The sequence below is a fragment of the Nocardioides daedukensis genome, assembly GCF_013408415.1.
Lineage (GTDB): Bacteria > Actinomycetota > Actinomycetes > Propionibacteriales > Nocardioidaceae > Nocardioides > Nocardioides daedukensis.
On record NZ_JACCAA010000001.1, the window covers coordinates 2,290,468 to 2,302,778 of the forward strand.

A 12,311-nucleotide genomic window follows, 5' to 3' on the forward strand; every position below is an offset into this window, starting at 1 on the left:
GACTTGCCTCAGGGTGGAGGGGGTCTGTCGAGGCGTGGGTTCCTATGGCCGAAGTCCTCCTCGGGAGCGGGTGACGGTCGCACGGCTGGGCGACGGCGGTGTCGAGGTCGCGGTGAACCGGCCCAGCGCCATCTCGACGTACCGGGTGAGGTGGAGCCGCCGCAGGAACGCCTCGTCGTGGCTGGCGACGAGCAGCGCGCCACGGAAGTTTTCCAGCGCGCTGACGAGCTGGTCGATGCTGGCGAGATCGAGGTTGTTGGTCGGTTCGTCGAGCATCAGCAGCTGCGGGGCCGGCTCGGCCAGAAGCAGTGCGGCCATCGCGGCACGGAACCGCTCGCCACCCGAGAGGGTCGAGGCCTGCTGGTCCGCGGCGCGTCCTTGGAAGTGGAACCGGGCCAGGCGTGCCCGGCGCCGGTTCTCGTCCGAGGCCGGGGCAAAGCGTGCGACGTTCTCGACGACCGACAGGCCGTTGTCAACGATGTCGATCCGCTGCGGCAGCAGCCGGGCCGGCACGCGTAGCTCGCACACGCCGGCCGGCTCCAGCTCGCCCGCGATGGTGTGCAACAAGGTGCTCTTGCCAGAGCCGTTGGCGCCTACCAGGGCGATCCGCTCCGGGCCGCGCACCTCCAGACTGCCACGCACGCCGTTGCGCAGCTCGACGTCCTGCAGCCGCAGCACCACGCGACCTTCCGGCAGCTCGGTGCCGGGCAGGTCGATCCGGATCGGGGCATCGTCCCGGACTCCGTCCTCGGCCTCCGCGAGTCGTTCTCGCGCCGAGGTCAGGCGCTCCTCGTGCATGATGCGGTGCTTGCCCGCAGACGCCTGGGCCTCGCGCTTGCGGGCGCCCATGACGATCTTCGGCTCACGCTTGGTGTCCCACATCTTCTGGCCATACCGCCTGCGCCGGTCGAGCTTGATGTGGGCCGCCGCGAGCTCGCGCCGCTGACGTCGGACATCGGCCTCGGCGACGCGGACCGCCCGTTCCGCGGCTTCCTGCTCCAGCGCCAGCGCCTCCCGATAGGCCGCGAAGTTGCCTCCGTACCAGTCGATCTCGCCGTCGCGCAGGTCGCCGACCTGGTCGACGTGTTCGAGCAGCGGCTCATCGTGGCTGACCACAACGAGCGCGCCGCGGAAGGACCGCACCGCCTCGACGAGCCGGGCCCGCCCGGACCGATCGAGGTTGTTCGTCGGTTCGTCGAGCAGAAGGACATCTGGCTCGTGCAGCAGCTCGGCCACCAGCCCGAGCAGGACGGCTTCGCCGCCGGAGAGCTCACCGATCCGCTGATGAAGCCCGCACTCCAGTCCGAGGCGCTCGAGCAGCGCGTGCGCCCGGTCCTCGATGTCCCAGGCGTCGCCGATCGTCTCCAGGACCGGTTCCGAGACGTCGCCGGCCTCGACGGCGACCAGGGCTCGGCGTACGTCGGCGATGCCCAGGAGCTCGTCGACACGCGCATCGACGCGCAGGGGCAGGTCCTGGCGCAGGTAGCCGAGCGAGCCGGCACGCCGGATCGAACCCCGGTCTGGGCGAAGTTGGCCGCTCAGGAGTCGGAGCAGGGTCGACTTGCCAGAGCCGTTGCGACCGACGATGCCGACGCGGCCGGCGTCCACGGCGAAGGACAGACCGGCGAAGACGGGCGTCCCGTCGGGCCAGGCGAAGTGGAGGTCGGAGACGGAGACGGCGGACAATCTAGTGGACATGGCTGCTCCTGAGACGCGTGAGGACGGGCACGACGGCGATCGGGGCGGCGTCTCAGAGGAGCAAGGGCGTTCTCCGTTCGGGCGATCAGGGAGTCGGGGCGCGCAGGCCGGTGCTTCGGCGTCGGCCGACCCGAACGACAGCATTATACGTCGTACGCTGTACGTTGTAAACCGTAATTGTGCGAGAATGTCCCAGTGACCTCCAACAGCACAGGAACCGGGCAGCCCAGCCGCACCCTGGCGCTGCTGTGGGGCGAGCCGTCGACGGCGAGGCGGCGCAAGGGCCCGGCGCGGTCGGTCGACGTCACTCAGGTGGTCGACGCTGCGCTGGTGCTGGCCGACGAGCACGGCCTGGCCGCAGTCACGATGCGGGCCGTGGCCGAGCGCGTGGGGGTTTCGGCGATGTCGGTGTACACCTATGTGCCCGGCAAGCCGGAGCTCCTAGACCTGATGGTCGACGCCACCTACCACCGGATGGCCCGCCCGACCTGGGGCGGCCAGTTGTGGCAGGACCGGCTGACCCTCGTCGCGGAGTCGAACCGCGATCTCCTGACCACCCATCCGTGGCTCACCGAGGTGGCCGGTCTGAGCCGCCCGCCGGTGGGGCCGGGGGTGATGGCGAAGTACGAGCACGAGCTCGCGGCCTTCGACGACACCGGCCTCTCCGACGTGGACACCGACGCGGCGCTGACCTACCTCCTCGGCTTCGTGCAGGCGCACTGCCGCGCGGCACACGACGCCGCCCGGGTCACCACCGACACGGCGATGAGCGATGCGGAGTGGTGGGCCACCAACCAGCCCATTCTGGCCCGCGTCCTCGACTCCGGCGCCTACCCGCGCGCCGTGCGCATCGGTGCGGCTGCCGGCGAGGCGCAGGGCAGCGCGTGGAACGCCGACCGGGCCTGGCGGTTCGGGCTTGCCCGCACGCTGGACGGCCTGGCCGCCCTGATCCGCGACGGCACGTGAGGCACGCGCTCATCTGTCGAGGGGTGGAGCGTGTGGAGCGTGACGAGCCACGAAGTCCTGCGCGATCGGTGATCCTCGGCGCTCACCCTCGGCCGGCGCCACCGAATCTCCACTGGCCAGTAGATCGTGACCTTGACAGGAGAGCGCTGCGCAATGCGCGTCAACTACCTGATCGCCATCACGCCACGGAGTGGCGATCTAGCACCTTCGACTTCGCCGTCACTGACCGTGAATAGTCGACCACGCCAGTAGATCTTGAGCGACTTACGGCCAAGGCGGCTGCAGGTGCAGCGGAGACAATGGGCAAGGCCACCGAGACTGCGCGAAAGGCGCTGGTCGAGGCGGAGGCCGCCTACCGCAAGGACTTCGCGGAGACCGTGGAGGTCTCGACCAAGGCGATGCGGGCAGCGGTCGAGCAGCTCTTCGGTGGGGAGAGCCCCGAACTGCTCGCCAAGCTCGGTCCTGTGCTCGACGCCGCCGGCCACAAGATCGGTCAGCAGGCGTTCGAGCAGACCGACAAGCTCCTGGAAAATGTGAGCCGGCAGTTCAACCCCGACGACCCGACGTCACCGTTCGCCAAGCAGGCAAAGGTACTCGCCGACCAGCAGAAGACGCTCACCGACACGATGGACAAGAACCACTTGGCACTCGTCGGCAAGGTCGACGAGCTGGCCAAGGCAGTCGAGGTCCAGAAGGCCGCGAACGGGGCGGCCGCGAAGACCGCGAGCGTCACCCCTCTGAAGGGCAGCACCTACGAAGCGGCCGTGAACAGGGTCATGGACGGCATCGCCGCAGGGCTGGGCGACGAGTACGCCGAGACCGGCACGACCGTGGGCGTGATCCCGAACTGCCGCAAGGGCGACGGACTGCTCACGATCGCCGGCGGTGCTGCGCGCGTAGTCGTGGAAATGCACGACTCAACGGCTCGTCGCGCATGGGGTGACTACCTGGACGAGGCCGAGCGGAACCGAGACGCAGCCGCGTCCATCGGTCTCGTGCCCGCGGCCAACCGAAACGGCGACCAGGCCATCCGAGTGCTCGGCCCCCGCCGAATCGTGATGGTGTTTGACCCTGAGCGTGACCAGGTCGACCTGCTCCGCACCGTCGTGCAATTCGTGCGGACGAGTGCAGTCGTCGCCTCCTCACGTCGGGATGTCGAGGGGATCGAAACGGCAGAGGAGTGCATCCAGCAGGCCGTTATCGAGTTGACCCGCGTCGACTCGATCCGGACCGCGTCCGGGTCGATCCGCAAGAACGCGGACAAGATCGACAAGGAATGCAACAGCGTCCAGTCGAGCCTGGACAGGTTGCTCAACCAGGCGCTCGACGCGTTGGCCGGCGTCGCCCTCGAGGCCACAGACATCGCTGCTGAGAACTCCACTTCGGACAGTGCCGGAGTCGTCGCCTGAGCCCGAGATGCTCACCCGTCGGCGGCCGCGCTGGACTCTCCCAGCGCGGCCGCCGACGTCTCAATGTCTACCGATTCAGTGTTCTTGAGGCGAAAGTTCGATCGCCTCGTTTTGACTGCATCTCGACATTCGTCCCAACGCCGTCGGCGGCAAATGTCGAGATGCAGGGAAGATTGGCGAGCTCCGCGCGAGGAACTTTGACGAAGCGGTCGGACCGCGAGCAGGTCGTCAATCTTCAGACGCCGCGACCTCAGCCAAGAGCCCGCTGTAGGAGAAGTAGCCGTCGGCGTCTGTGTGATCGGCCATGTAGTCGTCGTGCAGACCTTGCGCCAAGTCCAGCCACACCTCGCCGCCGCCGGGGACACCCTGCGTCTCGCGAAAGAGGTTCGACAGCAGTTCTGGTGTGTCCGAGGCCTGATAGATCTGGTTGTTCCCTCGAATGCTCGCGGCCGCTGTTGCCAGGTCGTCTGCGGTCAGCACCGGCGCGAGCCGCAGCACGCACCGAAGGCGGCTCTCCGCCGATCTGAAGGATCCGGCATTGGCCAGCGCTTCGACCGCTGGCGCGACCCATTGCCTACTGTCCAGCGTGGGGCGACGAACCAAAGTGTCAAGGTCTTGAAAGTCCGCTGTCGCGGCCTGAATCGCCGTGTTGTAGGAAGCCAGCATGGTCGGCTCCGCAGGCGGACCAGACGCGAAGGTCCGCTCCTCAATCAGTGAGCCGACCGGGGCGCTCTCGAGCAACGCAGCAAGTCGCGCGCGAGTTCCGCCATCGATCACCTGCCAGGTGCACGAAAGGTGACCCAGCGCGCCGACTAGCCGCAGGAGCACCTCGTCAGTCACGGCTCCTGATCGCACCCAAGCTGCAACGACCGCCTCAAGGCCACGCTGAAGGACATCCGGCCGAACGTCATTGACGGCGTTGACCGCGACTCGGCACCGATGAGCCACTTGGTTGGGAGATGCGGTGGAAAGATCCGCCGCCGCCGGAGGTCGTACTGCACACTTCACGATGAGCTTGACGAGGTTCAACTGCACGCTGTCCCGTGTACGGGAGAAGTACTGCTCTCGCACGTAGTCAGCCACGTCCGCGTCGCGCGGCCAAGAGTTCGAGTCGAGGTCGCGCTGCAAGTTCTCGACGATCTTCTTGCCGGACACCGGCGGAAGCGACAACGCGCAGTCGACCGCCGCAGCCAAGTGGGAACGCACCAGTTCGGGAGTTGCGGCGAACACCTCCCCTGGCTCGATGAAGGCTGGGTGCGCACAGAGATTCCGATCCTCGTACAGCCGGGCAAGGGCGACGCGCTCGCGAGACGTAATCAATTCGAAGGAACGCTCGCATTCCTCCAAGATCGATCGCTCGAATGCCTGCATGGCGGGCACGTCTCGGATAGCGACGGCGGCGTCCAAGGTCTTGATGGCAGTGGCTGCGCCCCCGTCGCCAGTCTCGGCGAGATGGCGGATCTTGTTGGTCAGATCGAGGGACACGGCTACCCATGCCTCCACGACCGCAGCCCGAAGGGCGCCTGCCTGGAATGCCCGCACAGCCTCATCGAAATGCGGGCGAGAATCGGGGTCGCGCACCTGTGCGCCGAGGTCCGCCAAGTCCCGCATGTGATCAGCTCTCTCCTGTTCGCGCCACTCGGGCGGGCCAGTCTCCCGACTTTGTTCTATCAGTTGTCGATCTGCAGCAACGGCTGCCCCCGCGCAGATACGTCGAGGGCGACAGCGGCGGCCATAATCGCCCGAAATGCCGTCCTGAGGGTCTGTCAGTCCAGGGCCCGCTCGTAGGCGGCCATGTCTATGGCGGGGACAGTGCCGATGCTCTGCAGAAGTCGGAAGAGCCGCGCCGCGAATCGGATGAGTTGGTTGCTGGTGTGGAAGGAAATGTCGGAGGTATTCACAGTCTGTGCGGGCGCGCCTATCTGTGCGTTGGGCGTGAAGTCGAACGCTAGCGCGTCGAGCGCGATCCCGATATTGAGCGAGTCGAGCCGCCCGAGTACGGGAAGGTGCTCTTTGAGCGCCTTCACGGACCCATCGACTGTGGTCCAACCGGTCTTGGCTGCGAGGATCCCTCCGAGGATCGATCTGTTGTCGAGGTCAACTGCCTGGAAGGTTCCACCTGCATGCGGGATCGGCGCCGTGGTGCGTGCCAGATTTCGAACTGATGCAACCTTCTCACGGGCCGCGTCGAGGTACACCTTGTCGAGCAGTGGCTTCACCTCGAAGATCGCATAGACGGACTCGACCGGGATCAAACTGGTGCTGTCCCTCTGGCCGAACCACAGGGGCGAGAAGTTCCGATCATAGATTGCGACGTCGATCTGCTGGCTCTGGTTGCCGCGATGGTCAACTGCAAAGACCGGGCCGACGCAATAGCGCTCGGGCAGGAAACCTCGAAGGATCTCGGCCCACTCCTTCTCGTCGTTGTCTCCCAGAGTGGTGCCATGGCCCGTCATGCCTCGCAGCGAGTCGTGGCCAGCAAGGAGGGTCGCCTGCTTCTGTAGCAGGGCCTTCCGGATGTCGAAGGTCGGTGTGTCATTCATTGCTTCTCCAAGCGCGGTAGGTCACCCGCCAGCCGTACCTCGCAGACGCGCGGCACGATGGCCAAGATCCGGCGAGTGTCGAGGGTGTAGCCGTCGGCGGACTTGCGCACGACGACGAGGGCGGGATTGGGTGTGCGGGGGTGCTTCATGGAGAAGATCGCCAGCGTTGCGAGGTCGGTGGGACTGGGAGCGACGTCGGCCGGGTGGGTGTGCCAGTCACCGAGGTAGCCGACCCGCGGGTCGTCCCGACGTGCTGCGTGGACTGCGGGCTGTGTCGCTCCGGCAGGGATCTTGTAGTGGTGCCGTCCTCGATCCGGGCTGGCAATCTCAATGGCGCGAGTGACCCAGGGTTCGTTGTCGAGGTGGACGCCGACGAGGATGCCGCCGGTCTCGTTGGGGTGAGCACGGGCGGCTGCTGCGAACATCGCCGCCTTGGCCGATTCGGAGATGACGATCAGTGGCGCTGGGGTGCGGCGATTCATGCGGCTCCACCCGCCGCAGGCGAGTCGAGAGTGCCGGTGTGGTCGAACGGGGCGTCCATCGCTCGGAAGACGAGGATGCGCTCGTCCGGTCGGACGTGACGGCCGGTGAGAAGATCGACTGCGGCGTGTGCAATGTCTGCGGCGGTGCCGAGGACGGCTGTGGGCGGCGCGTTGTTGATTGGCGCCGTGCATCCGAGCTCGAGGAAGCCGCTATTGGGCTCGGCCGGGTCGTCTGGCGGAAGGTTGTAGTAGTTCGAGTCGGTGGGTCGGGCCGCGATCGGGGTGTCGCCGGCTGCTTGGCGTTGAACGCGTGCGATCGCTCCCTGGTGGAAGATCGCGCCGGTGATGAGCGGGGTTCCGGCCCGGTGGCACACCTCGCCGAGCGCAGCGGAGACGGAGTAGATACCGGTGCAGTCGATGACGAGATCGACGCCTTCGATCGCGGCGCTGAGGCCGGCCGGATCGTGTGGCAGGGCACCGTGGGTGTCGACGTCGGTCCAAGGGGCGTGGTCGTCGATCGTCATCGACACGGTGAGAGTCTTCGGATAGCCGACGAGGTACTGATTGCTGACGTGGCGGACGAGGTTGCCGGTCTTGAGGTAGTCGTCGTCGTAGAGCCGGATATCCGTGACCCCGGAGGCGGCCAGCGTGACGGCGACGTGGCCGCCGACGGATCCAGCACCGGCGAGCAGGACCGTCTTGTCTGCGAGGAGTTCGACATCGGGTCCTGCTCGGCGTTTCCGGGCAACCGGTTCGTTGGGTGTGGCGGACATGGCCGATGCTCTGAGCGAGTCGCCTTGGCCTTCGAATCCGACCACTACTGCGTCGTGTTCGCGGTCGTGGCGCGGCCACGCGAGCACGATGAAGTCGTAGCCGCCGCTCGGCTCGGCGAGGGCGGTTGGTGCTCTCTCGTCGAGCCCGCGTTCGAGGTCGGCTTTCTGCTTCTTGGTGAGCACTGCCTTGATGTCGTCGAGGTTGCGCGGTGGGGTGCCGATGTCGCGCCGCAGGTAGAACACGCCGCGCAGGTGCTCCTCGTTGGTCTTCGGCTCCGGTGGTGCGGCGGGTTTGAGCATGATCGCTCGCCTGCCTTGCTTGGTTCCGATGAGGGGGGCGCGATACCCGTTGCTTCCGGCCCGGATCAGGTCACCGAAGGGGAGTTCTGCCTGGTAGGGGTTGGTTTCCTCGAACAGGATGTAGGCGTCGAGAGCCCGGTCTTCAAGCCGGAAGCCTCGCTGTGCGACCTCGGCCCATTCATCGAGCCGTGCCCACAGGACGTTGGGGTCTCGCGCTGCGACCTGGGCGGGGTCGTCGTCGGCCCATAGGCAGATGGTGCCGTGAGCTGCGTGTTCGGTTTGGAGTCTGTTGACGGTGACGTGCGCGTATCGCAGCGGCCAGCCCTGGGGGAACCAGACCTGCATGCGGGTGGCATCGGTGAGTGGCTTCAGGCTCTCCCGAATAGGGCCAGTCCACATAGCCTGCCCGGTGTTCCGCGCCGGCGAAAAACCTGCGTTGACCAGGTCGGAGCAGAACTTCTCGAAGGCGGCGTCGTCGTAGGTCTCCAACGGAGGATTACCTGTGACGACGTGCCGGCCAGGGAAGGGCCGCGAACCCGCGAGGATCGTTGCTGCCGACGGCGCTCACAGCGGTCACGGCTCCGACGGGGAACCCGTCGGCGTCGCAGCCCTCAGGAAGCGGCAGGACCTGGCCGCGCTCGTTGGTGCCGAGGATCTCGCGCCACATCTTGGCAGCGCGGCATCGCTCGGAGCCGAGCGCTTCGTGCGCCTGCTCGGCGAGCCTGTTCAGACCCTGCGCCGCCGTGGTCCACTGCCACGAGTCGAGAGCGGGCTTCATCGGAGTGCCGAGCACCGGATCTGGAAGACCGTTGTCGGCGCAGTCGTCGAACCGCTTGGCGACCTGCTCCATCGTGCTCGTCAGCAGCTCTGCCCAGGTGGATCCTGTGACGATCCGGTCGCTCCAGACGTGGTGTGCCGCCACCTCGGTGAACAGTCCACCGGGCCTCTCTTCCCCGATGTGGACGTGTCGGACCTGGCGAAGGAGCCTCACAACCGGGCGGTAGGCGTTGACCTCGCCGACGGTGGGGCTCCAGGTCGCGATGGAGAGAGCCTTCGTGTCGTCGGCAAACTTGACTGGATTGGTCCTAATCCATCGCTTCTCGTCGTTGCTCCAGAGGTCTCGGTCGCGGTTCGGAATGCCCCAGTGCTCGCCCCAAGGGACGGCGGGAACGGCGTCGATGGAGAAGGAGACCTCGAACTGGTCGTCGGGGTCCGGGAAGTCGATCTTGAGCGACCGGGGCTGCCGCGTCACGCGTCCTCCGGAGCCGTCGTCCTTGAGCCCGTACCTGTCGACGAGGACGCGCTCGACAGCGTTGTAGACCTTCTCAGGGCTATGGCGGACCGTGAGGTTCTTGAACCGGAGGAAGACGTCGACGTCCTTGCCGGGGTACCTAGCGGTCTGGCGCGCGTAGGAACCGATGAGGATGGTGTCGATTCCCCAATCGCAGAGTTCCTCATCGGCTTCTAGCAGCTCGCGGACTTCCGTGTGCGCCGCGATCGCCCGCTTCTCCTTGTCGCCGCTTATCGTGACGTTGCGGACCGCCTGCGCGAACTCGTTGCCGAGTGCCTCCATAGTTCCCATCCCTTGTTCTGTACTCGCTCCCAGTGACTCTGGACCGTACGCCGTGCCACCGACAGTTCGACCGGACTGCAAACTCACAAGGCCACCAGCCGATCGGGGGCGAGCGTGGCCAAGCGTCGGACATCCCCGGCGAAGATCAGAAGCTCCCGCGCGAACTGGTCGGGCTTCATAGCAGCGAGTTCTCGCGTCATCCCGACCGTGAGTGCCGAGCCGAGGTGTTCGATCGGCAAGTAGACGAGTGCAGCCCTGCTCGCGCGAACGACAGCGATCAGTTCGGCGTCGACCAAGTACCGAGGCCCAGCAGGGATTCCGCGTCCCATGTTCCTGTGACAAGCGAGTTCGAGCCTGTCGAGAGCACAAATCACCGCGCTGCTTTCACCACTCGCCGTGGTTTGCGAAGCCACTTCCTGTTCAGCTTTCGCGACGATCGGACGCACGGAGGCAGCGAGGTCGTCAGCTGCCTCCGCGAGACGGCGCACTGCGTCGTCAGTAGCGGCGCGGTCGACTCGGAACCAGCCGATCAGAACGGTGGCTAGTCCGATCATGGCGAGCGCGACTGCCCTTGTGTCGCGGAGGCTGAGCGCGACTGTGGATCCGACCACCACGACTGGGACTGCAATGCTCGTGAGTTGCCTGAACGTCCCCAGCTCGCGCCACCAGGTCGCCCGCGTCAGCGGGATCGGACGGAGGTCTGCGACGCGGACCATCATCATGATCCCGCCGGCCATCGTTGCGAACACCAATGCGTTGTAGAGGAAGTACACCACCTCATCGGACCAGTTGCCCCAGGCCACTGCACTGCCAAGCAAGACCACAGCAACAAGTGCCGTGAGCACCTCCAGGCCAATGAGCAACATAGTCAGGGCGGCGCCCATGAGCCTGATCGTGCGGAAGATCCGCTCGACACGTAACTCGCCGTCGGCGCCGCGCCGCGCAAGGTCGATCACGCCCAGCATCGCTGTGGCTAGCCCAAGACCGGCAGCCACCGCACCTGCCCAGTTCCAGGCCGGACCTGTTGAGTAGATGATGGTGACGCCGAGGCTGACTACAAGAAGCCCGATCGCTATCTGCGCCCACGAACGCGCGCGGGAAGTCTCTGCTCGTCTCCGTCCACTGGGCACCTGGTCCCGGAGCTTGAAGGCGCGCGCCATCAGCATGCCGTGCCGAGAAAAGTCGCGTCGCCTGCCTACAGAGGGTGTCTGGCGACCTGCGGCCGACCCCACCTGCATCAGGTGAGGTGCGTTGACTTCGGTGGTCACGCTACGTCCTCTCCTCTGCCCCGGACGACACCGGCAATCTGCTCGGCCATGTCTTCGATCGCGACGGTGTCCGTGGTCAACGCGACCTTGTCGGCCAGCGACGGACTGTAGGCGCGCACTTGGTCACAGGTCAGGTTGTGCCAAATGGGCAGAAGGGTCTGCTCCCCGGCGACGGTCCGGGTGACGAGGCCGTCGAGCTCGTGGTTGGTCCACCCCTTGTCAAAGAACCGCTCGGAGAGGACGACGATTCCGAAGCGGCTGGACCGAATTCCTTGGTCGATCTTGCGACGGAGGCTGTCGCCGATGGTCAGCTCCGTCTTGTCGAGCCAGACGCTGATGCCAAGGTCGACGAGGGCGTTGCGAAGCGGAACGGCCACGGCCTCCTTGTCCTCGCTTGCGTGAGAAATGAAGACGTCCCAAGTCTGCCCACCCAGAGCATCACCGTCGGGCTCTATCGGTTCACGAACCTGGACGTCGTTGATCGGGCCCCGGTCACGGATCGGGGCCAGCATGCCGGGCGGAGGAGGTTGCACGGCAACACTGGCTCGAACCCGGCCAGCAAGCCCGCCGAGGTCAACGACGACGAACCAGTGACCGTTGCTGGGAATGGGGAGGCGGACGGGCGACTTGGTAGCGCGGCCCCCGTGAAAGGAAAAGCGGCGGCCGCTTTTGAGGGCGCCGTAGTTGCTCGCGGTCATCAAGCGGACGTTCGCCTGCTTGTCGAGGGTGACGACGGCGACTGCGCCCTTCTTCTGTTGCTTCAGGTCAAAGTAGAGGTGCTGCATGATCCGGCGCTCACTTCGTGTCGCGCGGAGGGTTGGGGTCGTTGCCCGGAGCGATCGTGTCAGAGTCGCGGATACGGCCGTCGCGGCCGTGAATCACGACCTCGCCGCCGCCGGCGTTGCCGACAATCTCGCCTGCTCGGCATACAGCGTCGGCCTGGGTGTCGGTGTGGGCGCTGGAACGCTGGGCACCCGGGGCACGGACGTCCCAGCCGCCATCCTGGTTCGGCACGACGTGCCTACGGTTGTCGTTGCTCATGGCCTTCTCCTGCTGGATCTCATCTTGTGGGTTTGGCTCGTCCGGTGATGAGATGCAGGTGCAAGTCGCATGCGATCACCTCGCGTGCCGCGGGCGTCTGGTCTAGCCACCAGGCGCCCGCGCTGTGTTTGCACCCAGTCTGAACCTCAGAATTCCGCGCGCTTTAACCTCCTGTGACTAAGCGTGTCGTGCTGGAATCTTCGCGACCGCGCGCGTGGCACAACCTCTATGACCTGCACGAAGCGATACATTGTTTTC

11 protein-coding genes are annotated in these 12,311 nt (G+C 66.2%); 2 read left to right on the top strand and 9 right to left on the bottom strand.

The features are described from left to right. Window positions 1-42: 42 nt before the first annotated feature. On the bottom strand, window positions 43-1,698 hold the full coding sequence (locus tag BJ980_RS11390; protein ID WP_179502396.1) for an ABC-F family ATP-binding cassette domain-containing protein: 1,656 nt from the start codon (window positions 1,696-1,698) through the stop codon (window positions 43-45). A 195-nt stretch (window positions 1,699-1,893) separates the two neighbouring features. Between BJ980_RS11390 and BJ980_RS11395 the strand changes: the two genes are divergently transcribed. Together BJ980_RS11395 and BJ980_RS11400 are read left to right on the top strand one after the other, a co-directional pair. After that, window positions 1,894-2,664 (top strand): TetR/AcrR family transcriptional regulator C-terminal domain-containing protein, encoded by a 771-nt coding sequence (locus BJ980_RS11395; protein ID WP_179502397.1) that lies wholly within the window; start codon window positions 1,894-1,896, stop codon window positions 2,662-2,664. Window positions 2,665-2,963: 299 nt separating this feature from the next. Continuing rightward, window positions 2,964-4,073, top strand: coding sequence for a Fis family transcriptional regulator (locus BJ980_RS11400; protein ID WP_179502398.1), 1,110 nt, complete (start codon window positions 2,964-2,966; stop codon window positions 4,071-4,073). A gap of 228 nt (window positions 4,074-4,301) precedes the next feature. Here BJ980_RS11400 and BJ980_RS11405 read toward each other — a convergent pair whose 3' ends face one another. The 8 genes from BJ980_RS11405 to BJ980_RS11440 form a co-directional block, all read right to left on the bottom strand. Further along, complete coding sequence (locus BJ980_RS11405) at window positions 4,302-5,684, bottom strand: hypothetical protein (protein WP_218855486.1); 1,383 nt, start codon at window positions 5,682-5,684, stop codon at window positions 4,302-4,304. A gap of 155 nt (window positions 5,685-5,839) precedes the next feature. Further along, entirely contained in the window at window positions 5,840-6,616 is a 777-nt protein-coding gene (locus tag BJ980_RS11410) for a DUF6602 domain-containing protein (RefSeq protein ID WP_179502400.1), read from the bottom strand. Beyond that, a complete protein-coding gene (locus BJ980_RS11415) occupies window positions 6,613-7,098 on the bottom strand; it encodes a Mov34/MPN/PAD-1 family protein (protein ID WP_179502401.1) in 486 nt (161 codons plus the stop codon). Before BJ980_RS11415 ends, BJ980_RS11410 begins: the two co-directional genes overlap by 4 nt. Then, the gene (locus BJ980_RS11420) at window positions 7,095-8,660 is read right to left on the bottom strand and encodes a HesA/MoeB/ThiF family protein (RefSeq protein ID WP_179502402.1); all 1,566 of its coding nucleotides are present in this window, start codon (window positions 8,658-8,660) and stop codon (window positions 7,095-7,097) included. The genes BJ980_RS11415 and BJ980_RS11420 overlap by 4 nt, the downstream gene beginning before the upstream one ends. A 7-nt stretch (window positions 8,661-8,667) precedes the next feature. Beyond that, window positions 8,668-9,744 carry a nucleotidyltransferase domain-containing protein gene (locus BJ980_RS11425; protein WP_179502403.1) on the bottom strand — a complete coding sequence of 359 codons (1,077 nt, stop codon included), beginning with the start codon at window positions 9,742-9,744 and terminating at the stop codon, window positions 8,668-8,670. A gap of 83 nt (window positions 9,745-9,827) precedes the next feature. Continuing rightward, window positions 9,828-11,012, bottom strand: a complete 1,185-nt coding sequence (locus tag BJ980_RS11430) for a hypothetical protein (protein WP_179502404.1) — start codon at window positions 11,010-11,012, stop codon at window positions 9,828-9,830. Further along, window positions 11,009-11,797, bottom strand: a complete 789-nt coding sequence (locus BJ980_RS11435) for a DUF1883 domain-containing protein (RefSeq protein ID WP_179502405.1) — start codon at window positions 11,795-11,797, stop codon at window positions 11,009-11,011. Before BJ980_RS11435 ends, BJ980_RS11430 begins: the two co-directional genes overlap by 4 nt. Before the next feature lie 10 nt (window positions 11,798-11,807). Further along, complete coding sequence (locus BJ980_RS11440; protein WP_179502406.1) at window positions 11,808-12,053, bottom strand: DUF2188 domain-containing protein; 246 nt, start codon at window positions 12,051-12,053, stop codon at window positions 11,808-11,810. Window positions 12,054-12,311: the final 258 nt, after the last annotated feature.

Excerpts from the sequence above, each read along its gene's own strand:
- BJ980_RS11390 (WP_179502396.1), bottom strand. The coding sequence starts at position 1,698 with ATGTCCACTAGATTGTCCGCCGTCTCCGTCTCCGACCTCCACTTCGCC.
- BJ980_RS11415 (WP_179502401.1), bottom strand. The coding sequence starts at position 7,098 with ATGAATCGCCGCACCCCAGCGCCACTGATCGTCATCTCCGAATCGGCC.
- BJ980_RS11435 (WP_179502405.1), bottom strand. The coding sequence starts at position 11,797 with ATGCAGCACCTCTACTTTGACCTGAAGCAACAGAAGAAGGGCGCAGTC.
- BJ980_RS11400 (WP_179502398.1), top strand. The coding sequence starts at position 2,964 with ATGGGCAAGGCCACCGAGACTGCGCGAAAGGCGCTGGTCGAGGCGGAG.
- BJ980_RS11410 (WP_179502400.1), bottom strand. The coding sequence starts at position 6,616 with ATGAATGACACACCGACCTTCGACATCCGGAAGGCCCTGCTACAGAAG.
- BJ980_RS11440 (WP_179502406.1), bottom strand. The coding sequence starts at position 12,053 with ATGAGCAACGACAACCGTAGGCACGTCGTGCCGAACCAGGATGGCGGC.
- BJ980_RS11405 (WP_218855486.1), bottom strand. The coding sequence starts at position 5,684 with ATGCGGGACTTGGCGGACCTCGGCGCACAGGTGCGCGACCCCGATTCT.
- BJ980_RS11425 (WP_179502403.1), bottom strand. The coding sequence starts at position 9,744 with ATGGAGGCACTCGGCAACGAGTTCGCGCAGGCGGTCCGCAACGTCACG.